We start from the raw sequence: 25,831 nt of genomic DNA, 5'->3' as shown, positions 1-25,831 counted from the left end.
TTATAAAACTTCTTTTTCCTGCTAGATTAAATGTTAAAAAGATGATTGTGCTTACCCTAGCTAATAGCTATATTTAGCTATCCCTAACTACATCAAACTATTTTTTACCAATTTAATTTTTATGAACAAAATATGCTTTAATTTAGCTAGAACTGCTTTGTTTATAATAGGATGGATGAGTTTAGTATTTATAAGTAATAGCTTTGCATTAGATCCTAATAAAGCTATTTCTCAATATGTTCAACAAATTTGGCAAGATGAATTGCCTCAAAGCACTATTTTAGCTATTGCGCAAACTAAAGACGGTTATATGTGGTTTGCTACTTATAAAGGGCTAATTCGTTTTGATGGAGTTCGTTTTACAGTTTTTGACTATAGCGTAGATAAAGACTTAGAAACTAATAATGTTCATGCTCTTTGTGAAGATAAAACAGGTGTTTTTTGGATTGGCACTAACCAAGGGCTTTTTTATGCAAAAGATGGGGATTTTAAGCGGTTCACTGCTGATAAACAGCTATCAGAAATATTAATTAATACACTTGCTTTAGGCAGAGATAATAGCTTATGGGTAGGGACAAATAACGGCTTGTTTCAAGTAAAAGATAATCAAGTTAAAGCCTATACAACTACAGAAGGTTTAACATCAAACACAATTTTTGCTATTTGCGAAGATAGAAATAAAAATGTGTGGATAGGGACAAGCAAAGGCTTAAATCGCCTTAAAGATGGTAAGTTAACATTTTACACAACAAAAGAAGGCTTATCTAATAATTATGTTAGGTCGCTTTGTGAAGATAGCCTTGGCAATATGTGGGTAGGAACTGACATAGGGCTAAATTACTTACAAAATGAAAAATTTAGCGTTTATACAACTAAAAACGGTTTAGCACATGACTTTATTCTTACTCTTAGGCTAGATCCTCTAGGATTTTTATGGATAGGAACACCGGGCGGGTTAAGTCGTTTAGCAAATAATAAATTTAGTAACTATACTAGCGTAGATGGTTTGTCTAACACTAGAGTTAGGTCAATGTATCAAGATACAGAAGGCTCTTTATGGGTAGGGACAAATGGAGGAATTAACCGTTTTAGCGAATCAAAACTAATTGCTTATACACTTAAAGAAGGGCTTGCGTCAGATTATGTTAGAAGTGTTTATGAAGACCGTAATGGCGTTATTTGGATAGGGACAGATGGCGGATTTAGCCAATTTAATCAAGGAAAATTTACTTCCTACACTACCAAAGATGGGCTAGCAGATAATTCTATTCGCACTATTTGCCAGGATCGTCAAGGGGATATTTGGCTAGGCAGCATTGGAGGTTTAACTAAATTTAGTAATGGTAAATTTACTAATTACACTAGAGAAGAAAGATTAGGTAGTAATTATGTTCGTGTTATCTATGAAGATAGCTTAGGTAATTTATGGATAGGTACAGAAGAGGGACTAAATTTATATAAAGATGGAAAATTTACGCTTTATACAAAGTCTGATGGGATGTCAAGCAACGATGTTCGAGCAATAGTTGAAGATAAAAAAGGTAATTTATGGTTAGGGACTTATGATCAAGGAATAATCTATTTTAAGGATGGTAAATTTACTAATTATACTAAAAAAGATGGTTTGCCAGACAATGTTATTTTTTCTTTTTATTATGATAGTGACGAAACGCTTTGGATTGGCACAGACAGGGGTTTAGTCCGTTTTAAGAATGATAAATTCTTTATTTATAAATTTCCTGATACTACATTTGAAGAAATTTTTCATATTTTAGAAGACAATAAAAACAACCTTTGGCTAAGTTCTAATACAGGGATTTATCAAATCAGCAAAAAACAGCTAAATGATTATTTTGAAGGAAAAATTAGTAATGTTACAACTGTAGTTTATGGCAAAGCTGATGGTATGAAATCGGCTCAATGTAATGGAGCATGTCAGCCAGCAGGCTGGAAAACCAAGGCTGGAAAGCTATGGTTCCCTACTTCAGGGGTGTAGTAATGATTGAGCATGAAGCTATGCAGCTAAATAAAGTAATTCCTCCTGTTGTTATTGAGCAAATAATTGTTGATGGGCAAAAAGTTAATACAGGGGAAACGATTTCTTTTGATGCTGGAAAAGAAAAATTTGAGTTTTATTACACTGCTTTAAGTTTTGTTGCTCCAGAAAAAGTCAAAATTAGATATAAGTTAGAGGGTTGGGATAGAGATTGGATTGAGTCAAATAAACTTCGTCAAGTTACTTATACAAATTTACCTTATAGAGACTATGTATTTAAGGTAATAGCTTGTAATAATGATGGGTTTTGCAATGAAATCGGAGCAAGTTATAGTTTTCATATTAAAACACCTTTAAGCCAAACTTGGTGGGCATATTTGGCTTATGTACTAGCAATTGCTGGGGTTACTTCTGGATTTGCTCGCTATCGGTTAGAGGCACTTAAACGTAGCAATAAGCTTTTAGAGGCAAAAGTATTAGAAAGAACTTTAGAAATAGACCAAAAGAACTTTCAACTTGCAGAAAAATTTGATCAGCTTAAAGATGCTGTAGAAAAAATAAAATATTCAGAAAAACAAGCTCTAGAATCTCAGAGTAAAGCTATTGATGCAAGTAAAGCTAAAAGCATATTTTTAGCAAATATGAGCCATGAACTAAGGACACCGCTAAATATTATTTTAGGCTTTGCTCAAGTTTTAGGACGGGATAAATCCTTTAGTGAAAATCATAGACAAACTTTAACTACTATTATGCGTAGTGGGGAGCATTTACTTGGTTTAATAAATGATGTTTTATCAATTGCTAAAATTGAGGCTGGCAAACTAGCACTTAATGAACAGCCTTTTAACCTGGCTCAAATGCTTTCAGATATTGAGAGTATGATTAAAGTTCGCGCACAGTCTAAAAACTTAGAGCTAAAGTTTTTGCTTGATTCAAATTTGCCTCAAAACGTAATAGGCGATGAAGGAAAACTTAGACAAGTCTTGATAAATCTTCTAGGTAATGGGGTTAAATTTACTAAAGAGGGAAGTATTAGCCTAAAAGTTAGCTGGCAAAACAATATAGCCAAATTTGTTATTACCGACACTGGCCCAGGTATGACAAAGGAGGAGACACAAAAAGCTTTTAATGCTTTTGAGCAAACTAGAACAGGTGCAGAATCTCAAGAAGGTACAGGGCTTGGACTCACAATTAGTAGGGATTTTGTTAATCTAATGGGTGGAGAATTATTTCTAGTTTGTCAGTTAGGCAAAGGATGTGAGTTTAGCTTTGAAATAACATTGCCAGAAACTAAAGAAATCATACAGGTAGAAACACGTAAAGTTATAGCCTTAGAAGAAGGTCAAGCTGCGTATCGAGTTTTAGTAGTTGATGATGCTTTAGAAAACTGTCAGCTATTAGATATGATGCTTTCGCCAATAGGTTTTTTAGTTAAACAAGCGTCTAATGGGCAAGAAGCTGTAAAGATTTGGCAAAGCTGGCAGCCTCAAATAATTTTGATGGACTTGCAAATGCCTTTGATGGATGGTTATGGTGCTACAAAAAAAATTAGAGATTTAGAAGAAAAAAATAACGCTACAATTATTATTGCTTTTACAGCTAATGTTTTTGACCACAGTAAAGAAAAAATTCTTGCATCAGGATTTAATGATTTAATAGTTAAACCTTTTAGAGAAATAGAAATTTTTGAGAAATTTACCAAACATTTATCTATTAAATTTAAGTTTGAAAGTTCTTTGCCAACACTTGTTACAGAAAATTTAGAAACTAAAGAGCAAATTTTTACTTCCAAAAGATTGTCAATGTTAGCTGATGAGTTTATTAGCAAACTAGAAAGAGCTTTAATTGTAGGAGATAACAAAATGGCTCAACAAGTAATTGAGGAAATTGCAGTTCAAGATAAAAATTTGGCTGAAGAAATGAGCAAAATGGTTAAAAACTTACAAATTGATGAACTCTTGGAATTAATAGAAGGAGTGGCTAAATAATGAGTGGCGATGTTTTTATTGTAGATGACAACCTAGATAATCTAGCACTTCTTGAAAAACTCTTAAGTGAAAATCAGTATCGTGTAAGAATGGCTAATAACGGAAAACGTGCCTTAAGAGCAATAAGAACAGAACTTCCAGAACTAATTATGCTAGATATAAATATGCCTGAAATGGATGGCTATCAAGTATGTCAGCAGTTAAAAGCTGATATTAACACTAGACCTATTCCAATAATTTTTATTAGTGCGTTGGATGATGTATTAGATAAAGTTAAAGCCTTTAAGTTAGGAGCAGTTGATTATGTAACAAAACCATTTCAAGCCGAGGAAGTGCTAGCTAGAATTGAGAATCAATTAGTTTTGTCTCGCCTTCGTAAAGAATTGGAAAAAAAGAATTTTGAGCTAGCTACTAAAAATGAAGAATTAAAACGAAAACATGAAGAGCTAATTAATTCTTATGAAAGGGCTAATAGAATATTTTCTGCTTTAAGTGAAGTGCTACCAGGTACGGTTTTAGATGGAAAATATCGACTAGATGAAAAAATTGGTAGCGGTGGTTTTGGCACTGTCTATCGTGCTACCCATCTATCATTAAACAATTCTGTTGCAATTAAAATTTTTTGTCCTAGTCAAGATGCTAGTCTTGCTGATGTAGAACGTTTTCGCCGTGAGGGAATTTCAAGTTGCCAAATTAATCACCCAAATGCAATTAGCATTTATGACTTTTCTGTTTCTTCAACAGGAATTGCTTATTTAGTAATGGAACTATTAAAAGGATGTACGCTAGCCGATAAAATTAATCAATATCAAGTAATTAATATTAATTATTGTGTAGAAATAGCATTATCTATTTGCCAAGTCTTAATTAAAGCTCATAGTGCAGGAATAATTCACCGAGATATTAAGCCAGAAAATATTTTTCTTCATAAAAGCGACAGTGGAGAAATAGTCAAAGTGCTAGATTTTGGTATTGCTAAACTAGTAGGAGAAAAAACAGGTTTAGAAACCTCTGAAACTGATGGGATGGTTATTTTAGGAACACCTCTTTATCTTGCACCAGAAAGGATTACAGGCGAGGCTTATGATGGACGTTCAGATATTTATAGCTTAGGTGTTATGCTTTACCAAATGTTATCAGGAGTCTTTCCTCTTACCCCAAAAAACAACAATATGGGGTCATTAATTTATATGCACATGACACAAGAGCCTGTTGCAGTTAAAGAACTTAATCCCACTGTACCAGAAAATTTAGAATTTCTGATTATGAAAATGTTAAACAAATATCCTGAAAATCGCCCTACAGCACAAGAGCTTGAAGCATCTTTGATAGATATACAGTTTCAACTAGGTGGCACACTAATAGATATTACTAAGCAAGAAACACAGATGCTTAGTGATCCACTTATGACAAATCAATATAAAACCACTAAGACCTTAGAAGAATTAGATGAAGATGGTTTTGAAAATGCTGAATATAGTTCTACACAATTTATAGGAGCAGAAAACAAAAAAATTTCTGATTAATAAAAAATTTCTTGGACTTATAGATTTACAAATTAGGAAAAAGCTTTTATAAAGGGTTTGGAGGTGAATGGGGCCTGGTGGTTTCCGCAGACTTCAAATCTGTAGTGGGTCAAGTATGCTTGGCCTGGGTGGGTTCGATTCCTACACATCTCCGCCAATATTTTCAACTAATTACGCTGTAATAACTCTATGCAGCAGCGTTTTTCTGGATTTCTTCTAGCAAAAAAACAATTTTATCTGCCTGGCTGTCCTGAAATATTCCATCTAACCCACTAGGATTAACATCTGTAAAAGGAGGCTCATAAAGTAACTTAGCATCCATTACCCCATTTTGTGTTAAATAATTAATTATATGGTCAATAAACCTAATTTGATTAGCATTAAAGAGCTTATCATTTAAGAATTCATTAAAGCATTGCTTGGCTGCTCCTCGATCTAAACCTACTAATTTTCTAATAAATAGCCCTAAAGATTCTTGTTTTCCATAAGTTTTTTCAAAATCTTCTCTTGAGCCAATTTCACCAGATTCAAAGAGAATTTTTTCTAGTTCGTTTATATCTGTTGGGGTAATTGGCACATTATGTTTTAGCTTGTTAATAGCAATATGGTTTTCATGCTCTCTTAGAAAGTGCATCATTTTTTTTCTATATTGAGCTAAATCAGTTGTTGTAATTAGCCCATCTAAAGAGCTTTCTGTTATTTCTCCTATTTCATCTTCAAAATCTGTATAAATGATTTTGCGTTGTTCTTTATCTATAAATTTTACCAAATCACGCATTTTTTGACGTACTTGCTCAAGCATTGGCAATGTAATATCTGCCCAATATTCATCTTGTTGTAAATCTCTAATTAGGTCTATTTGGTCTTTAACCATTGGGATGCTAGCTTTTTCTTCTAAGCGTTTAGCGATTTCTTTAACTTGTTTAGAAAGATTTGCAAAACTTTTGTCTGACTCTAAAATTGCTAGTTGTATTCGTAAAATCAATAGATCAAAGCGTTTAGCTGTTTCGTCTTCTGGCTCTAATTCAGTGGGCAGGCCAGCCAAAATATTTGCTATTTCAGAATAATCTTCTTCTTTTAAGCTTTCCCAAGCCTTTTCTTCCTTATATTTTTCTACCTGCTCGCGGTATGGGCGGACAATAAAATTGTCTAAATTCATTGCTGCCACTTCTTTTTGTAATCTACTAGATAAACTATTATTTAACTCAATCAGTGGCTCATCAATAGATTCTAGCTTACGTACACCTTCTACTAGTTCTAAACGTTTCTTAAATAATTTTTTGTTTAATGGCTCTTGAGTGCTGCCTTGAGTGCCTTTGCTATTTTGTCTAAAATATTCTAAATTTTGGCAATAATCAAAAATATAGAAAAATTCTTTATTTTTACCAGGGCCAAAAAGATCTGGCCTTAACCTAGTCCCGCGTCCAACCATTTGGAAAAACTTGGTTTTAGAATGGACTAGCTTAAAAAACACTAGGTTTACTACTTCAGGGATATCAATCCCAGTGTCTAACATATCTACAGATATTGCAATTTGTGGAAGTTTATTAACTATAGAAAAATCTTCTAGCAAGCTTTCTGCATAAGTCTCATAGTTATCAATTACTTTAGCAAAATGACCTTTATAATTTGGATAGTTTTTATCAAACCGTTCTTGGATAAAAACCGCGTGTTGATGGCTTTTAGCAAAAATAATAGTTTTGCCTAGCGTATCACCGCCAGCAACTTTTTGGCCTCGTGTCATTAAGGTTTGTAGCACTTTGTCTACAGTATCGATATTAAAAAGCCAGTTATTTAAGGCTACAGCATCCACTTTATCAGGAATATTTCCTGATTCATCCCATTCTTGGTTGTCCCATTCTTCTTTTTCTTCTTCGCTTAGTTCATCATATTTTATTCCTTCGCGTAGAAATTTAAGTGGGACTTCTACAGGTCGAGAGGGAACTAAAAAGCCATCTGCTACAGCTTGTTCAAGCTCATAAGCATAGGTTGGCACACCTTTTTCTAGCTCAAAAAGTGAATAAGTGTTGCGGTCAACTTCATCTTTTGGTGTAGCAGTTAAGCCTATCAACAAGCTGTCAAAATATTCAAAGATCGCTTTATATTTTTGATAAACTGAGCGATGTGCTTCATCAATAATAACTAAGTCAAAATGCCCTGTGCCAAAACTTCGAGTTCCGTTTTCAACTTCGCTAATCATTTTTAGCATTGTTGGGTAAGTTGAAACATAAACACGGCTGTTAACTTCGTCTTTTTCTGTTACTAGATTTACAGGGTTAGAATCTGGTAAGTATTTCTTAAAAGCATTAACAGCTTGTTTAACTAGTGCTACACGATCAGCTAAAAATAAAATTCGCTTTACCCAATTTGAGCGTTGCAGCAGTTCGCAAAGAGCAACCACAGTTCTAGTTTTTCCTGCTCCAGTTGCCATTACAATCAAAGCTTTACGCTGAGATTTACTTAATAAACTTGTGATGTTATTAATAGCTTCTTTTTGGTAACAACGGTTTACAATACTTTCATCAATTTTTTCTTTACTTAAATCTTTGCGCATAGTACGACGCTGGATTATTAGCTCAAGCTCATCTTTTTTATAAAACCCTTGGATATTTCTAGGTGGGTAATTTAAATCGTCCCAAAACCAAGTTTGATAGCCATTTGTGTAAAAAATCAGAGGACGTTGATTAAATTGTTTTTCTAAACAATCAGCATAAAGTTTAGCTTGTTGTTGACCAATGCGGGCATCTTTTCTAGTCTTTTTTACTTCAACAACTGCTAAAGGTTTGCCATCATTCCCCCATAAGACATAATCAATATAGCCTTTCCCCGATTTGTTAGGCATTCCTACAACTTCATATTCTCGGTCTTCTGGCTTGTCCAAAGGCCAGCCAGCTTCTTTTAGCATCAAGTCTATAAAATAATCGCGGGTTTCTGCTTCTGAGTAATCATAATTATCTGGGATAAGCTGATTTTGTTTTTTAGCTTCTGCTATTTCTTGGCGTAACCTGGTAATCTCGGCATCTGTGCTAGAAATAGCCTTGTTTTGCTCTGCTAATTTCTCATCTTTTTGTTTAAGTTGTTCTTCTAACTTGCGTAGTTGCTCAGTAGTTTGAATTGAAGTTGTAGCTTGATATCGAGGGATTTTTTTCTCATCAAAGTTGATGCCTTGGTAGTGTTTAGAGTCTTTAAGGGTGTACATTCTCGCTAGCCAATAGAGAAAGTGAAAAAGCTCTTTTGTTGCGCGTAGAGCGTCTTTTTCTGATATTGGTTTATTGCTATGTACGGCTATATTGCCTATTTCCTTGATGGTTCTGACCTTTAAAAACAAGTCATTAGTCAAATTTTGCTTAAAGGTTGGTTCATAGATTAACGCGCTAAGATTATTATCATAAGGACGTTTTAAGCCAGAATCGTGTTGATAGAGCCATTCAACGGCTAGTTCTAGTGTACGGCGAGCATAAAAACATGTGCTACGAGCATCATTGTAAACAAATGATTCTGTTTTACTTGCTGCTTCGAGTAGTTCGGGCCATTCACCAAGCAAAAATTGAAAGTTAGACATAGAATTTATTAATCCCAAATATAACGAGAGTCATAATCAATCTGGTATTTTTCTAAAAAAGCAATAAATTCATCTTGAAAAGATTTTTTCTGGTGGTGTATTTCTTGGTTTTTGATGTAATTAATAACAGTTTCTATAGCTGATTTACTAACGCTAAAAGCTCCAAAGCCATCTTGCCAAATAAACTTTGCTGTAGGAGCATAAGTTTTATTTAACCAACGAGATGAATTAGATTTTACAAACCGCATAAGTTCGGAAACTGAGATATTAGCAGGGATTTCTACTAACATATGAACATGGTCGGACATGCCATTAATTATTATAGGTGTAGCTTTATACTCTTGTACCACTCCGCCTAGATAAGCCATCAAATCGTTTTTTATTTCAGGTTTAATCATTGGGATGCGTTTTTTTGTGCTAAAAACTATATGTATGGTTAGGTTAGTTAGAGTTTGTCCCATAATTAAAAACTATGTCGCCGATACACGGTTTAGAAATATTTTGCACCCTCATCATGGTTCGTTTTCCGAGGGTTTGAGGGTTTGCACCTCATCACGGGTTCGTTTTCCGAGGTTTCCGAGGGTTTGCACCCTCATCACGGTTCGTTTTCCGAGGTTTCCGAGGGTTTGCACCCTCGGCTCTGTTTATGCCGCCGCTACGCGGCTTAGGAAATATAACGTAATTGTTATTTTATGACAACATTTAAATTAAATTTTATGACAACAATTTAATAAATGGTGGTTGTTCGTTCGTTTTTCGTTCCCTTCTTGAGCCACGACGTGGCGACATATACAGAGCCGAGGGTGCAAACCCTCGGAAACCTCGGTTAATGTCCCACCCAATCACCACACAACCCCATCGTCACCCAATCACCATCTCATCAAACCAACACCCCATCGCCAACCTAACCCATTAAATCAAACAAACTCATTTGCCCCGGTTTTTCTTCATTTGCCACCTTGTCCAATTCCTCGTTGGCCTGTTGCGCGAAGAGTTCCCCAGAAAACGCCCGTTGTTGGAGGGAGAGAAAAAATCAAGTTGTTTTTGAGATAATTGAAAAAAGTTGTTTTCTTTTTTCAATTTTAGTGCATTTCTTGAATATTCTTCTTGTAGTTCGTTAGGAGGGACAGAAATAAGGATAGGATAAATTCTACTAGCTGAAATTAATGGTTGTGCAGAACGTCCTGCATAATCGTTTAATTTTATTGCTTTTAAAACAGTAGCTAAGTAAATTTGCTTTAATCTTGTGTCTTTTTCGGATATATACAAAGCATTATCTGTAACCCAACAGTGTTTTGGAGTAATGTGGATGGAGCCACAATAAAAACCAACGCGCCCTATTACAATCATTGGTTGTTCAAACATGTATTTATCATGATAGCCACTTATACCATTCCCGCCATAGACAGGATAAATTCCATCTGTTCCAAAATCTTTTTCTGGAAGAAAGCTTCCACTTTTTAGCTTTATAAGTTCTCCAAGGGATTTTTGTAAAAACCCCTTCGGATTGCTCACCGGATCGCCAAACATCTCCAAAAACACCGACTTTTGCAACTCGTCCAGCTTGGCAATGGCCCACCGTCGCTTTTCCCTTAGCGCGTCTGCTTTGTCGAGAATGGCCGCGATGCGCTGTTGTTCGGGGAGTGGGGGCAGGGGGATTTCGAGTTTTTTATTTGATCCATTGTTACTGCTTTTAAATTGCTCCTGCTGCTTTATTGCTATTTTGCCAAAGTTTTATGAATTAAATAAAATATAGGTAATCCTTAAAGATCTTTTTTAGGACGTAAAATTCAAAATCCTGCTGATCTGTTGCGCCATCAAGATTTTAGCAACTTGTACAACAGCGTTCAGCCATTTGGTCTGACAGTAAAAACTAAAATCTCCTGGTTTTTGGGCGACTTGTTTAGCTTGGGGTCTCTTTTGCCAGAATTTTAGGAATAATCTGTTTGCCATCTTGGTTATTGATTTACAGAATCTTGTGTCAATGCCAAAATATTTCCTTTTACTTGATTTAGAAGTTCCCATTTAGGTAATTTGTCTATAATTTTAATCGGAATTAACTTATTTTATTTTATTATTGAAATATCATAGTTTTTAATTCTTTTAATTCTGTTTGGATTTGGTTTTCTAACTCTTCAAGTTCTCTAAAAATTGCATCTGGTGACTCATAACTAACTTCTTCGTGTTCTGTTTCCTTATACCTATTCACGCTTAAATCATAGCCATTAGCCGCGATGTCAGACTTTGCCACCATAAAAGATTGTGCTGTGCGTGGGCGTTGCTGCTCACCTTCTAAATTACGCCAACGCTCCAAAATATCTGGAATGTTGTTGGTTTCATGTTTACCTTGGTCTAACTCTACCCGCTTGTCATCCAATGAAAACCCGTCCGCCTGCATATCGTAGAACCAAACTTTATCCGTACCACCAGAATTTGTCTTAGTAAAAATAACTATTGCCGTAGATACTCCCGCGTAAGGCTTGAACACTCCAGAAGGCATTGAAATAATTGCGTCTAGCTTTTGCTCCTCAACTAATGCTCGCCTTAAATCCTTATGAGCATTTGACGAACCAAATAACACCCCATCAGGTACGATTATAGCCGCCCTACCTCCAGATTTTAACAATCGTAGAAATAATGCGACAAAAAGCAACTCTGTCTTTTTAGTCTTAACTATTTGTAATAAATCCTTAGCACATTTTTCATAATCAAGCGAACCTGCAAAAGGCGGATTAGCTAAAATTAATGTATAAATTTCCTCGTCGCCTGCATGATCTTCAGATAGCGAATCTTTATAGCGAATATTGGGATTATCTACACCGTGTAGCAGCATGTTCATGCTACCAATTCTTAACATTGTGTTATCAAAATCAAAACCATTAAAAAGCTTTTCGTTAAAATGATGGCGTAATTCTTCGGTTGTAAAAATTTCTGGGTGACAAGTGCGTAAATACTCGCTAGCCGCTACTAAAAAGCCTGCTGTACCACAAGCAGGATCACAAATAATGTCGCGCGGCTGTGGTGCTACTAGCTCAACCATCATCTTGATAATATGGCGAGGTGTGCGAAATTGCCCATTTTGCCCAGCACTAGCAATTTTCCCTAGCATATACTCATAGAGATCGCCTTTGGTGTCTCGGTCTTCCATAGGCAATTTATCAATCATATCAACCACTTTAGCCAATAATCCGGCTGTAGGAATGGTAAAACGAGCATCCTTCATATGATGGGCATAGGTGGAGTCTTCACGGTCGCTTTTTAGCTCTTTAATAAATGGAAAAACCTGCTTTTCAACTATAGAGTACATTTCTTTAGCTTCAAGGTTTTTAAACTTGCTCCATCGTAAATGCTCTTGATTTGGAGCAAATACAGCCTTTTCAATAGGGATTTTTAACCTATTAGCTTTTTTTCTTCTGTAGTGTGTAAGTCGTCTAAACGCTTTATAAACAATAAATAAGTGATTTGTTCAATTACTTCTAGCGGGTTAGAAATACCTCCAGACCAAAAAGCATCCCAAAGACGGTCAACTTGTGATTTTATTTCTCCAGTTATCATAGTTAAGTTTTTTGCCTAGTTTTTATTGGTTTTTTTAGAAGTAGGCGCAATATTAAACGAGTTGGTCAGCAAGATCAATTTTATTGTGTTGGTTGTTTAAGCCTACTGCAACATATAGAAAATAGATCTATAAATATGATAATGTTAGCCGGTTATTTTACTTATCACCTTTAATATTTTACTAATCAAAATCAATATATTTTTCAAACATATTTTATTAATTGATTGATCCATGACTACAGAAAATAATAAACCTAGTGACCAAGTTGGAGTAGATAAACATCCTAGCGAAATATCTGTTAAGAAACTTCCTAGACGTGCCGCTAGTGCAATGCCTGTAACAGAAATAACCAATGATAATTTAATAGATTTATTAAAAAAGAAATTTGGCAAGGCTTTACTCTCAGCAAATGAAATAAATAGTCAACAGGTCTTAAAAGTAGAAAAATCAAAATTAATAGAAATCCTATTTTACTTACGTGATAATGAGACAGTAGCTTTTAATATGCTAACTGACCTTACAGCAGTTCATTTTACAGATAGAGAAGAATATCCCTTTGAAATTGTCTATCAGCTTTATTCAATTGCTGCAAAACGTCGATTGCGTGTTAAAGTTGACTTAAAAGATGAAGAAACCCTTCAAACAGTAAGTAATATTTGGGGGACGGCTAATTGGCTAGAACGGGAAGTTTATGATTTATTTGGTATTAGATTTGATGAGCATCCAGATTTAAGAAGGATTTTACTGCCTAATGGTTGGGTAGGGCATCCGCTAAGAAAAGAATATCCATTAGAATATAGAGATAATGAATGGATAGCAGACAACTTACAAATTAGAGATATTCCAACAGAAGGCGACTTTACTGGTAAATTTGAATAAATTGTTAACTTATGAATGAGCTAACTGATATTACACGACCAGAAATTGATAGTAGCGAAATGGTCTTAAGCATGGGGCCACAACATCCGGCTACACATGGAGTTTTAAGAATTATCTTAAAACTAGATGGCGAGACGGTTACAGACCTGGATTGTGATATTGGTTATTTACATCGCGGAGTAGAAAAAATTTGCGAGCATCGAAACTACTCAATGATTGCTCCTTATTTTGACCGTACCGATTATATTGCGGCTGTATCCAATGGGCTTTGTTATGTTGAAACGGTAGAAAAAGCCTTAAATTTAGAAATTCCACAAAGAGCGCAGTACCTAAGAGTTATACTGACAGAGTTTAATAGACTTTCTAGCCATTTACTTTGGCTTGCAACACATGCTTTAGATATTGGAGCAGTGACAGTTTTTCTTTGGGCGTTTCGTGAGCGAGAAGAAGTCTTAAAGATTTTTGAAAATTTTTTTGGCGCACGTTTGACTTGTCATGCTTTTCGTATTGGCGGAATGAGCTATGATGCTTATGAGGGCTTTGCTGAACAAGTAAAAAGCTTTTGTAAAACGTTTCCAGAACGGCTAGCCGAATATGAAACAATGCTTAGTAATAATAGGATTTGGCTAAGTCGGACGGTTGGAGTTGGAATTATTTCGGCAGAATCAGCAATAGACATTGGGTTAACTGGGCCGGTGCTTCGTGCCTCTGGTGTTGATTGGGATATCCGCAAAGCACATCCTTATGAGTGCTATGCAGATCTAGATTTTGACATCCCTTATGGTGAGAATGGCGACACATATGATCGTTATTTGGTAAGAATGGAAGAGATGCGACAATCTCGACGAATTATTTTGCAGGCACTAGAAAAACTACCTGAAGGTTTAATAATGGCAGAAAAAACGCCTAAAGTAATTAAACCACCTATTGGAGAGTATTATCATTCGGTTGAAGGGCCAAAAGGCGAATTAGGAATTTATTTAGTTAGTGATGGCTCAACTCAGCCAGCAAGATTAAGGATTCGTCCACCTTCTTTTATAAATTTACAAGCTTTAAGACAAATGGCTGTAGGTCATTTATATGCTGATGTTGTAGCTATTATTGGTACTTTAGATATTGTGCTAGGTGAGATTGATAGATAAAAATTATGATGCAACTTCTGTTACAAGCCGCGCCAACCTGGTTTACTAGTCTGCCGATTATTCGAGATCGGATTGATCCGCTAGTGACACATTATTTTTTATGGCCGCTAGTACAAATTGCTATTGTATTTTTTGTTGTTCTTACACTGGTTGCTTATCTAACTTTAGCGGAAAGAAAAATTAGTGCCTGGATTCAGGTTAGAATCGGCCCTAATCGTGTTGGGCCACAGGGGATTTTACAACCTCTTGCTGATGGTCTTAAATTATTGATAAAAGAAGATCTTATTCCTCTTAATGCTGATAAAACAGTTTTTGCTATTGCTCCAATAATTTCTTTAGTTGCTGCATTAATAGTTTTAGCTGTAATTCCTTGGGGGGCAGCCTGGGCAACAATTTCCAATATTGATATTGGACTTTTATTTATTTTAGCTGTGTCTTCCTTAGGAATACTAGGTATTATTCTGGGTGGTTGGGCTTCTAACAGTAAATTTGCTTTGTTGGGTGCTTTGCGTTCTTCGGCACAAATGGTTAGCTATGAAGTAGCGATGGGGCTTTCTTTAATCGGATGTCTAATGTTTACTAAGACTTTAGCACTTCAAGACACTGTAATTGCACAAGAACAACTTCATATTTGGATTGTTTTATTTCAACCTTTAGGATTTTTGATCTACCTAATTAGTGGAATTGCTGAAACCAATCGCGCACCTTTTGACTTACCAGAAGCAGAATCAGAACTTGTAGCAGGTTTTCATACAGAATATAGCGGTTTTCGATTTTCAATATTTTTTATTGCCGAATACACCAATATGCTAATAATTTCAGCTATTGGGGTGACAATGTTTTTAGGTGGTTGGTATTTGCCTGGTCTAAGCTATTTGTTAACACCTGGCAGCACACTTTTTGTAATTATTTCTGTTTTAGTATTTTTTACTAAAACTTTAACTTTACTTTATGTATTTTTCTGGTTACGTTGGAGTTTGCCACGCTATCGTTATGATCAGTTAATGGAACTTGGTTGGAAATGGATGGTTCCAGCCGGTTTAGCTAATATTATTTTAACTGCAATTATTTTTGTGATTGCTCAAGAACTAGGCTTTATTAGTTCACAACTTAATGCTATAGCAATTACAACGGCAGGATATATATTTTTAATTCTTACAGCTTTTGTTGTTACAGTACCAGTAACTTGGATAATCTTAGGGCAAATTAATCAACGCTCAAGGGATTTTAATTTACGTGAAGCCGAAAGCTTACCAATAAATAGATCTGTTAAAGGAGTAAATAAAGACTCTACAACGGTCTAAACTACTAGTTTTAAGGATTTTATGAAATTAACAGGCATAGAAGCAGTGCTTTTTTATTTACTTGCCGTAGTAGCAGTGTTGTTTGCTATCTTTATGATCACTGCTCGCAATGCTGTTCATAGTGCATTGCTGTTAATTTCAACTTTGGTTGCAACTGCTGGAATTTACCTTCTTTTACATGCAGAATTTATTGCTGGAGTGCAGATTTTAGTTTATGTTGGTGGGGTTTTGGTACTTTTTATTTTTGTGATAATGCTAGTAAATGTAAAAGAAGAGGACAAAAAAGTTTTTACCAATCAATTTTTATTAGGTGGGTTAATGACTTTTTTACTTGCCCTAGGAATGATTAGCATTTTGCTGCAAACACAAAAAGCTAATCTTTTTGGCTATGGTCAAGCTAGCGAAGCAAAACAAGAAAGAGTGCAAAACAGCCCCAATATTGTTGGTAGCCATAATATTTCACAAAATACAATTAAAATTGGGCAAGAACTTTATACAAAATATATGCTGCCTTTTGAAATTGCTTCTTTAGTCCTGCTTGTTGCAATTATTGGGGCTATAAGACTAGGAAGAGAACGTAAACAAGAAAAAATTTATGATTAGCTATTAAAGCTCTACTTTAACTTATCAAGCATAACTTATTGAATATTAATGATATGTCATTATTAATAAATTTCTTATTACAAACTCAAGAAGTTGTTCCAACTAGCGTAACGGAACGACTTACGCAGGGTCTTTTTAATGTTAATATCAATAATTTTTTAGTTTTGAGTGTGCTGCTTTTTACTATTGGCGTTGCTGGAGTTTTGACTAGACGAAATGTAATTGTAATCTTTATGTCTATCGAACTAATACTTAATGCTGTAAATATTAATTTAGTTGCCTTTTCTCGCTACTGGTTTTTACAAACACCAAACGCAAGTAATATTTATTTAGGCGAAATATTTACTTTATTTGTGATTGTAATTGCTGCGGCTGAAGCCGTTATTGGACTAGGTATTGTTATTGCGTTTTATCGTAATCGAGAGACTATTTCAGTAGATGAAATAGACCTTCTTAAGCTATAAAAACAGGGTTTATCTATGTTGGAATTGATTTGGCTAATCCCGATATTGCCATTGCTAGGATTTCTAATTAATGGAATGCTGGCAAAACGCTTTAATTTTTCTGAAAAGCTAATAGGCGGGGTTGCTGTTGCTAGTGTTTTTCTAGCTTTTGTTATCTCAGTTTTAGCTCTAATTAGTTATAGTTCTTGGGTAAAGACTGCTAATAATCCAACAAATTCAACAAATCAAACAACTGCACAAAAACAAGCTGCACCGCCCTATGTTGCTAAACAGTTTAGTTACACATGGATAACAGGCGGAAAAGCGGTTCTTTCTGAAGGTCAAAGCAAAGCTGACTACAAGTTAGCAGACTTTCGTATTGAATGGTCATATCAAATAGACCATCTTTCCGGCCTTTATATTTTATTTATTACATTTGTTGGGCTACTAATACATATTTTTGCTATTGGCTATATGAAGGGTGAAGCGGGATTTGCTCGCTTTTTTGCCTATCTTAATTTATTTATGTTTATGATGTTGACTCTAGTTTTAGGGTCAAATCTGCTAATGCTTTTTGTTGGCTGGGAAGGTGTAGGGCTTTGCTCTTATTTATTGATTGGCTTTTATTTAACAAAAAATGATGCTGCACAAGCTAGCAAAAAAGCATTTATCCTTAATCGTGTTGGAGATTTGGGCTTAGTTCTAGCTATAATTGCTTTATTTTCAACATTTGGCACTTTGCAATATTATGAAATAGCCAATTTAGTTCAAAGCTACCCTGTAGAAACACTAGGGACATTTGGCTTAATGTCTGGCATTGCTCTAGGACTATTTATTGGAGCAACGGGAAAAAGTGCGCAAATTCCTTTATATATTTGGCTACCTGATGCAATGACAGGGCCAACACCGGTTTCAGCCTTAATTCATGCTGCAACAATGGTGACAGCAGGCGTTTATCTGCTAGCGCGAATGAATATGATTTTTCAACGCTCGCTAACTATGATGTTGGTGGTTGCGTTAGTCGGCTCTTTAACAGCCTTTATTGCTGCAACTATTGCAGTTACACAAAAAGATATTAAGAAAATTTTAGCCTACTCTACAATTTCTCAAATAGGCTATATGTTTTTAGGCTGTGGTGTAGGGGCTTTTATTGCAGCAGTTTTTCATGTTGTCACACACGCATTTTTTAAGGCTCAGCTATTTCTTGGTGCAGGAAGTGTTGTTCATAACATGCATCATGAACAAGATATAACACGAATGGGTGGACTAAAAAAATATCTGCCCACTACCCATAAAACAATGATAATAGGTTGGTTAGCTATTTGCGGAATTGCTCCACTAGCAGGATTTTGGAGTAAAGACGAAATTCTTGCTAAAGCCTTTACTACTACACTTTTTCATCCTGTTTTAGCTAAGTTTTTATGGGCAATAGGCTTTCTTACTGTAGGAATAACATCTTTTTATATGACTAGACTTATGGCACTAACTTTTTGGTCTGAGCAGAAATTTCTTGGTGCTACTGCTAACGATGGTGGCGAAGAAGTTGATGAATATGATGAAAAAGAGAAAAAAGTCACTATAGAAAGCTCAGAAGAACATAAAGAAACTAATACATATTTTCGTATAAAATCAGTAACAAATAAAGAAGAAATAAAAGAAATAGAAAAAATAGAAGAAGAGAAACAAGAAACTAATGCTGTTGTAAAAGAAAATATCTCTGCATTAGTCGCTAATCCAAAAGAATCTCCTGCATTGATGACTTTACCATTAGTAATTTTAGCCTTCTTTGCCGCTACACTAGGTTTTATTGGACTACCTTTTGGCTATAACTTAATTGATGATTGGTTATCACCTTCTATTGAAGTACTTAACACGGGTACACATACTTTTGGCGGTTTAGATATTATTTTAGCTGCTCTTTCTTTAACTTGTTCATTAACAGGAATTTATCTAGCTCACTATATCTATGTTAAAAATCCACAACTTGCAGATACTTGGGCGGATAAACTAAAACCGTTATATCAAATTAGTATAAAAAAATGGTATTGGGACGATTTGCTAGACAATAAGTTTGTTATGCTAGTAAAGAAACTTAATGATCTTTTAACTGAAGGTGAACACCATGTTTTAGACGCTATTCCTAATGGATCGGCTTTGGTTACAAGAGGTGTTAGTATTTTGTCTGGTGCAATGGATCGCTATGGAGTAGATTTAGTGGTAAATCTAACAGGTTTAACCACTCGCGCTGGTTCATTGATAGTACGTAGTTTCCATACAGGGTTTTTAGGTAATTATGCTCTATTTATGATACTAGGCATAATTTTGATTATTTTTGGTTTGGAGTATCAAGCAATTAAAGATTTTTATTCATATCTGTTTCCTGCGGCACCAAAAGTTCCGCCTACAGTTCCTTAGGTACTAGTCAGTAATTCTAACAAGGGTTGTTCTATAAATTATGAAACTTTTGTGGATTCCTATTCTTTCTTTAGTAACCTGGTTGCCACTTGTTGGGGCAATAATTTTAATTTTTGTTCCTAAAACGCAAAAAGAAGTAATCAGATTATTTGCTAATGTTTGGGCATTGCTTTGTTTTCTAGTCTCTATCCCATTAGTTTTTAACTTTGATAAAACACTTAAAGGGTTACAATTTATTGAAGATTACCAATGGATTCCATTAATTGGCGCACGCTATCAAATGGGAATTGATGGTTTAAGTTTAAGTATGGTAATGCTAACAACCTTACTAGGCGTGATAGCAATATTTTCTTCCTGGTCAGCAATTAGCGACAGAATCAAAGAATATTATATTTTTCTTTTAATGTTACAAACAGGAATGCTTGGCACTTTTGTTGCGGTAGATATGTTTTTATTTTATGTATTTTGGGAAGTAATGCTTGTGCCAATGTATTTATTAATAGGAATTTGGGGAACAGAAAGACGGCTTTATTCTGCTATTAAATTTTTCCTTTATACTCTTGTAGGGTCAGTTTTAATTTTACTTGCCATCATTAAACTTTATTTTATTTTCCCAGATACTGTTGTAGGTGCTAGAGAAGCTTATAACAATGCAGTTAAGCTAATGGCTGAAGGTAACTTACCAATGATTGCAATGCTTGAACGTGCAGCAGACCTTAATGCTTCATCAAGTGGAAGCTTTAATATTTGGGCTATGCAAGCAATGGGTAGTGCGCGAGGGGACAACGGACTTTCTTTAATTCCTATAAACTTGCAATTATGGCTCTTTGCTGCTTTTGCAATAGGTTTTGCTATTAAAGTACCAATGTTTCCATTTCATACTTGGCTTCCAGATGCACATACAGACGCACCAACCGCCGGGTCAGTGATACTTGCAGCCGTTTTACTTAAAATGGGGACTTATGGTTTTTTAAGGTTTAATTTACCAATTTTAGGTGATGCTTGTCAGGATCAAAGAGTCTTAAATATAGTAGTTCCACTAGCAATAATAGGTATTATTTACGGCGCACTTTGTGCAATGGCTCAAAAAGATATAAAACGCCTGATAGCTTATTCTTCTATTAGTCATTTAGGTTTTGCAATGCTAGGGATGTTTGCTCTTAACCTAATGGAATCAATGGTTCAATAATGCAGCAAATAAATCATGGAATTTCTACAGGAGCATTATTTTTGCTGGTAGGTGTTATTTATGAGCGTCGTCATACACGCTTAATTAGTGAATATAGCGGCTTAGCACAGAAAATGCCTCGTTATGCAACGTTATTTATGATTTTTACTCTTAGCTCAATTGGGCTACCTTTATTAAATGGTTTTATAGGCGAGTTTTTGCTTTTACGAGGAGCATTTGAGGCTAATAGAAAATGGGCTGGATTTGGTGTAGCAGGAATTGTTTTAAGTGCTGCTTATATGCTTTGGCTTTATCAAAGAGTATTTTTTGGCGAAATTGAAAATGAAAGAAACCGGGAATTAACGGACTTAAATTGGCGGGAATGGCTTTATTTTGCTCCACTGCTATTTTTAGTTTTTGCTATAGGAATTTATCCTAAGCCTATTTTAGATTTTATTGAGCAACCAACAAATACTATTGTTAAACAGGCTAAACCTTATTATTTTGAAAAAGCTGTGGGGGGCAGTTGGCCTAGTCCAGCAAATAATAACCAACAAACTAATCCAACTGGGTTATTAAATTCTGCACAACCAACAAATACACCACAAACTAGCCCAACACCAAATAATGATGGACAGAATAAGTAAAAATGCAAAATTAGGGATATAAAAATAAACTATGTTATTACAAGCATTTCCATCTTGGAAACAAGCACTTTTCTTAATGCCAGAGTTACAACTAACTCTATTTGCTTGTTTTGTCTTGATAGCAGATGTTTTGTTGCCTCGTGGGAAAAAAACTTTTACTGCCTATATTAGTTTAATTGGGTTGGCTTTTACTGCTTTAGGTTTAGCCCAAGTCTATTATGCTACTTATAACGCATTGCCAACATTTATCTTTTATGACATGTATGTCATTGATTATTTTGCATTTGTCTTTAAAGCTATAATTTTAGTAGCAACAGCCATTGCCATTGCAATTTCTATAAAGTACCTAGACCAGGAATCTAGCCAACATGGAGATTACTATAGCTTGATGCTTTTTGCCGCTACTGGAATGATGTTTATGGCTTCAGGCTATAACTTACTAATTATCTATGTTGCTTTAGAACTAATGGCAATTTCTGTTTATGTTTTGGTTGGCTACCTAAAACATAATGATAAATCTAATGAAGGAGCATTAAAATACTTTTTACTTGGAGCTTTTTCTTCTGGGATATTTCTTTATGGTGTTTCCTTAATTTATGCTACTACGGGTGAATCAAATCTCTCCAAAATTGCCTTTAAAATATCTTTTTTAGTTTTAAGTGAGGAAGTTAAATTTGGCCCAGGTGCTTATTATTTATTAGCTTTAGCCGTTATTTTAGTTGCGGTTGGATTAATGTTTAAGATTGCTGCTGTGCCGTTTCATATGTGGGCACCAGATGCTTATGAAGGTGCGCCTACACCAGTTACAGCTTTTATGTCTGTTGGGGTAAAAGTTGCTAGCTATGCAATACTAGCAAGGATTTTCTTAATTGCTTTTCCTGCTCTTCGCACTATAAAAGAAATACCAGGTTGGGTTAGTCTTTTAATAATTGTTGCTGCCCTAACTATGACTATTGGCAATGTTGGTGCAATGACTCAAAATAACACTAAACGAATGTTTGCTTATTCTTCTATTGCTCAAGCAGGCTATATTTTGTTAGGGATTATTGCAGGAAATGAAACTGGGTATATAGGCTTAATTTTCTACCTACTAGCTTATACGGCAATGAATTTAGGAGTCTTTGCTATAATCATTCTACTAAAAAGAGATAAAATTGCTGGCGATAGAGTTGAGCATTTTAACGGGTTGATAAAGAAAAGTCCTGTTTTAGCTGTAACTATGCTATTTCTTTTAATTGGTTTAGCTGGTATTCCTCCTACATCAGGCTTTATAGGTAAATATTTGTTATTTGCTGGCTTAATTAGAGCTAGTAATGACTGGTATAGTTTCTTAGCTGTTTTAGCTGTAATTAATACTGTAATTTCTTTTTATTATTATGCTCGAATTATTAAAGCAATGTTTATAGAAAATCCAACTGATGACAAAGTAATTACTGTTAATATTCACACAAAAATAGTATTAGGCGTTGCTACTATATTAACATTATTTATAGGTGTTTATCCTCAACCATTTATTGAAGTTAGTAGGTTAGCTACTAGAAATTTAGCTCCAACTTTGATTAAAGAAGGTAGTCCAACAGATTCACCTGCTACACCTGTATTACCAGAAAATAATAATCCTTCTGACTTACCTGATTTACTTCCAAAATAGTAAAACTAATTAAAAGTTAATATTTTTATTAGCGCATTTTAACAGGTGCCAAATCTGATGATCTTACTTGTGTATAACACAGATATTGTGGCACGATATGAGCGGAATAAGTTTTTAATGTGCTGCTAAAAACACCTGTAGAATAAGCATTGTTAATTGAAAATAAATTAATCAAAGTATTGAAAAAAAAGTTTTTGTCGTAATAATAGGGGGGTTATTTAACCGTTTTTTTAATTTGACTTATTCTACTTAAAAAGATATGCTGCCCTACCAATTTAATTCGTTATGCCATCTAAGTTTATTTACCTAGATACGATTAAGAGTATAGTAATATTACTGGCTTGTTTGGCATAAAATGATTGATAAAAACCGCAGTAATTTGACAGCACCTATAAACTTTTCCAAGAAAAAAGCCGAAAAATTAAAGTCTTTGTGTACATAGAGGTATAAAAAAACCTAGCAATGAAAATGAGATCCTTTTTTAATGTTTTTTCTAATGACCTAGCAATAGATTTAGGTACAGCTAACACACTAGTTTATGCTAAGGGCCGAGGGATTGTAGTAAGTGAGCCTTCCATTGTTGCAATCAATAAAATTACAAACAAAGTAGAAGCCGTAGGTAAAGAAGCTAAAGAAATGTTAGGGCGTACCCCAGGAAATATTGTAGCTATTCGTCCAATGAAAGATGGGGTAATTGCTGACTTTGAAGTTACAGAAAAAATGCTTCAACACTTTATCCGCAAAGCTCATAATGGAAAGTCTTGGGTTAGCCCTAGGGTAGTTATTGGAGTTCCTGGAGAAATTACCCAAGTAGAACGCCGAGCAGTTATTGATGCTGCTAATAGAGCTAGAGCATCAGAAGTTTACCTAGTAGAAGAAGCAATGGCAGCAGCTATTGGTGCAGGACTTCCAATAACTGAGCCTTATGGAAATATGATTGTTGATGTTGGCGGAGGCACAACAGATATAGCTGTTATTTCTTTGTCAGGTATTGTTTATTCGCGGGCCGTCCGGGTAGCAGGCAACGAATTAGACGAAGCAATCACTCAATATATTAAGCGCAAATATAATTTATTAATTGGTGAACGAACAGCAGAACAAATAAAAATAGAATTAGGTTCAGCTTATCCTTTAGAAGAACGCCTTTCTATGGAAATTAAAGGTAGAGACTTAATTGAAGGTGTTCCAAAAACCTTAACTATTTCTGATGATGAAGTACGCGAAGCAATGGCAGACCCAATTTCAACAATAGTTAATGCTGTACGTGTCGCGTTAGAACGTACTCCACCAGAACTATCAGCCGATATTGCTGATAGAGGGATTGTTTTAACTGGCGGTGGAGCATTACTTAAAGGACTAGATAAATTACTAATGAAAGAAACTAGAGTGCCTGTTTCTTTAGCAGAAAATCCTTTATCTTCAGTTGTGCTAGGCACTGGTAAAATGTTGGCAGACTTTGAGTTACTAAAACGTGTTAGCTTGGAAAGTGGTAATTATGGTTATAATAGCCATAATTAATAACTAATAAAAAATACCAAATAGATTTAAGTTATGTCTGTAGTAGAAACCGGAAAAAATCGTACTCCAATTGTGCTAGTAGTTTTATTGGTTATCCAATTACTATCTATGTCTTGGTTTGGGCGTACTAAAGATGGACGGCCTAATTTACTGCAAAGCTGGGTTTTAACAGCTATGTACCCATTCCAAAAAGCAGGTGGTGGTGTAGGGTCTTTCTTTTACAATATTTGGGATGGATATATTAATTTGATAGGGGCAAAACAAGAAAACGAACGACTAAAAGCAGCAAATGACAAACTTAACCAAGAAGTTTTTAAGCTTAAAGAAGAAATAGCTTCAACTAGTCGTTCTGCTAAAGTTTTGGAACTCCAAGATAGTCTGCCTTATAAATCTATTGCTGCACAGGTTATTGCTCGCTCTGGAAATGATTTTTACAATAAAATAATTATTGATAAAGGTCGATTAGATGGCATAAAACTTCATCAAGCGGTTATTACTCCAGCAGGAATAGTGGGTAGAGTTATAGGTCTTGGGCCACTAGCAGCACAAGTACAACTTATTACAGATAGTTATGCTGGCGTTGGTGCGCAACTTTCAGAATCTCGTGCTTATGGTGAAATTAAAGGCCAAGGAAAAATGCTTTGTGAAATGCGTAATGTTTCTGGTTTAGAACCTATTAAAGAAGGCGAAGCCATTATCACTACGGGACTTGATGGCATTTATCCTAAAGGATTACTAGTTGGTTATGTGCAAGAAGTGGGTTTAGGCAGTGGTGCTAAAAGTCATAGAATTGTTGTTCGTCCTGCTGCTGGGTTAGATGGATTAGAAGAAGTTTTAGTTTTGCAACTCTCAGAACAAGAGTTTCAAATTGATGAAACTATTAAGTAAGAATATTTTTGGAATTTAATACAGTGCAAGTTATTAAAATAATTATTGCAATTGTTTTCTTTGTCGCATTACAAGGGCTATTGCCTCTTTATATCCCACAGTTTACTAGAGTTGATATCCCACTTGTTTTGTCTGTTTATTTGGCACTTAAACGAAACCCTATGCAAGGGACATTAGTTGGTGCAGCTACTGGTTATACTTCAGATATAGCTTCTGGTGTTAGTTTATTAGGTGCAGGTGGTTTTACCAAAACATTGATCGGATTTATTATTGCTAGTATCAATGTTCATTTTGCTATAGATAATAAATTAACTAGACTTTTTGTGCTTGTGCTAGCTTCTGTAGTAAATGTTACTTTATTTTTAGCTTTACACTATGTTTTTAATTCATTACCTATAAATTTAAACACTCCTGAAATTGTAAAATTGACAGCTTGGCAAGCAGCAGGTAATCTTATTATAGGATTTTTTCTTTTTCCTATTTTAGATCGGATCTTTACGCAAAATTCTTATGGTGGTAATGCTAGAGTTTATTAATAACTCTAC

General features: G+C 35.0%; 18 protein-coding genes, 1 tRNA gene and 2 pseudogenes. 16 read left to right on the top strand and 5 right to left on the bottom strand.

Annotated features, from left to right (window positions below; all coding sequences use genetic code 11):
• The first annotated feature begins 175 nt into the window (after positions 1-175).
• The 4 genes from IPK14_12460 to IPK14_12445 all read left to right on the top strand — a co-directional run bounded on the left by IPK14_12460 (position 176) and on the right by IPK14_12445 (position 5,667).
• Entirely contained in the window at positions 176-1,996 is a 1,821-nt protein-coding gene (locus IPK14_12460) for a hypothetical protein (GenBank protein MBK7994193.1), read from the top strand.
• Positions 1,933-3,984, top strand: coding sequence for a response regulator (locus IPK14_12455; GenBank protein MBK7994192.1), 2,052 nt, complete (start codon positions 1,933-1,935; stop codon positions 3,982-3,984). Before IPK14_12460 ends, IPK14_12455 begins: the two co-directional genes overlap by 64 nt.
• Positions 3,984-5,510 carry a protein kinase gene (locus IPK14_12450; protein ID MBK7994191.1) on the top strand — a complete coding sequence of 509 codons (1,527 nt, stop codon included), beginning with the start codon at positions 3,984-3,986 and terminating at the stop codon, positions 5,508-5,510. The genes IPK14_12455 and IPK14_12450 overlap by 1 nt, the downstream gene beginning before the upstream one ends.
• A gap of 59 nt (positions 5,511-5,569) precedes the next feature.
• A tRNA-Sec gene (locus IPK14_12445) sits at positions 5,570-5,667 on the top strand.
• 30 nt (positions 5,668-5,697) lie between these two features.
• Here the strand turns inward: IPK14_12445 and IPK14_12440 are convergent.
• The 5 genes and pseudogenes from IPK14_12440 to IPK14_12420 form a co-directional block, all read right to left on the bottom strand.
• On the bottom strand, positions 5,698-9,072 hold the full coding sequence (locus IPK14_12440; GenBank protein ID MBK7994190.1) for a DEAD/DEAH box helicase family protein: 3,375 nt from the start codon (positions 9,070-9,072) through the stop codon (positions 5,698-5,700).
• Between the two features lie 8 nt (positions 9,073-9,080).
• Positions 9,081-9,533, bottom strand: coding sequence for an IS200/IS605 family transposase (gene tnpA, locus IPK14_12435; protein ID MBK7994189.1), 453 nt, complete (start codon positions 9,531-9,533; stop codon positions 9,081-9,083).
• A 466-nt stretch (positions 9,534-9,999) separates the two neighbouring features.
• Positions 10,000-10,602 carry a restriction endonuclease subunit S gene (locus IPK14_12430; protein ID MBK7994188.1) on the bottom strand — a complete coding sequence of 201 codons (603 nt, stop codon included), beginning with the start codon at positions 10,600-10,602 and terminating at the stop codon, positions 10,000-10,002.
• Between the two features lie 60 nt (positions 10,603-10,662).
• Positions 10,663-10,794 (bottom strand): annotated as a pseudogene (locus IPK14_12425) (restriction endonuclease subunit S).
• A gap of 352 nt (positions 10,795-11,146) precedes the next feature.
• Positions 11,147-12,627: pseudogene (locus IPK14_12420) on the bottom strand (SAM-dependent DNA methyltransferase).
• A gap of 232 nt (positions 12,628-12,859) precedes the next feature.
• Here IPK14_12420 and IPK14_12415 point away from each other — a divergent pair.
• The 12 genes from IPK14_12415 (at position 12,860) to IPK14_12360 (ending at position 25,822) form a co-directional block, all read left to right on the top strand.
• A complete protein-coding gene (locus IPK14_12415) occupies positions 12,860-13,507 on the top strand; it encodes an NADH-quinone oxidoreductase subunit C (protein MBK7994187.1) in 648 nt (215 codons plus the stop codon).
• A gap of 44 nt (positions 13,508-13,551) precedes the next feature.
• Positions 13,552-14,649: an NADH-quinone oxidoreductase subunit D gene (locus IPK14_12410; protein MBK7994186.1), complete on the top strand. Its 1,098-nt coding sequence runs from the start codon at positions 13,552-13,554 to the stop codon at positions 14,647-14,649.
• Between the two features lie 8 nt (positions 14,650-14,657).
• The gene (nuoH, locus tag IPK14_12405) at positions 14,658-15,953 is read left to right on the top strand and encodes an NADH-quinone oxidoreductase subunit NuoH (GenBank protein ID MBK7994185.1); all 1,296 of its coding nucleotides are present in this window, start codon (positions 14,658-14,660) and stop codon (positions 15,951-15,953) included.
• 21 nt (positions 15,954-15,974) lie between these two features.
• Positions 15,975-16,556, top strand: coding sequence for an NADH-quinone oxidoreductase subunit J (locus tag IPK14_12400; GenBank protein ID MBK7994184.1), 582 nt, complete (start codon positions 15,975-15,977; stop codon positions 16,554-16,556).
• Between the two features lie 53 nt (positions 16,557-16,609).
• Positions 16,610-17,020, top strand: coding sequence for an NADH-quinone oxidoreductase subunit NuoK (nuoK, locus tag IPK14_12395; GenBank protein MBK7994183.1), 411 nt, complete (start codon positions 16,610-16,612; stop codon positions 17,018-17,020).
• Between the two features lie 15 nt (positions 17,021-17,035).
• Positions 17,036-19,414, top strand: a complete 2,379-nt coding sequence (gene nuoL, locus IPK14_12390) for an NADH-quinone oxidoreductase subunit L (GenBank protein MBK7994182.1) — start codon at positions 17,036-17,038, stop codon at positions 19,412-19,414.
• Between the two features lie 40 nt (positions 19,415-19,454).
• Positions 19,455-20,603, top strand: coding sequence for an NADH-quinone oxidoreductase subunit M (locus tag IPK14_12385; protein ID MBK7994181.1), 1,149 nt, complete (start codon positions 19,455-19,457; stop codon positions 20,601-20,603).
• Positions 20,603-21,229: a hypothetical protein gene (locus tag IPK14_12380; protein MBK7994180.1), complete on the top strand. Its 627-nt coding sequence runs from the start codon at positions 20,603-20,605 to the stop codon at positions 21,227-21,229. Before IPK14_12385 ends, IPK14_12380 begins: the two co-directional genes overlap by 1 nt.
• A gap of 31 nt (positions 21,230-21,260) precedes the next feature.
• Complete coding sequence (locus IPK14_12375) at positions 21,261-22,880, top strand: NADH-quinone oxidoreductase subunit N (protein MBK7994179.1); 1,620 nt, start codon at positions 21,261-21,263, stop codon at positions 22,878-22,880.
• A 462-nt stretch (positions 22,881-23,342) separates the two neighbouring features.
• A complete protein-coding gene (locus tag IPK14_12370; protein ID MBK7994178.1) occupies positions 23,343-24,398 on the top strand; it encodes a rod shape-determining protein in 1,056 nt (351 codons plus the stop codon).
• 33 nt (positions 24,399-24,431) lie between these two features.
• Positions 24,432-25,286 (top strand): rod shape-determining protein MreC, encoded by an 855-nt coding sequence (gene mreC, locus IPK14_12365; protein MBK7994177.1) that lies wholly within the window; start codon positions 24,432-24,434, stop codon positions 25,284-25,286.
• A gap of 23 nt (positions 25,287-25,309) precedes the next feature.
• Positions 25,310-25,822: a hypothetical protein gene (locus IPK14_12360; GenBank protein MBK7994176.1), complete on the top strand. Its 513-nt coding sequence runs from the start codon at positions 25,310-25,312 to the stop codon at positions 25,820-25,822.
• The last annotated feature ends 9 nt before the right edge of the window (positions 25,823-25,831 follow it).

The organism is Blastocatellia bacterium, from assembly GCA_016713405.1.
GTDB lineage: Bacteria > Acidobacteriota > Blastocatellia > Chloracidobacteriales > JADJPF01 > JADJPF01.
The sequence above is the reverse complement of the archived record's forward strand: the minus strand, read 5'-3'. Positions and strand labels throughout refer to the sequence as shown.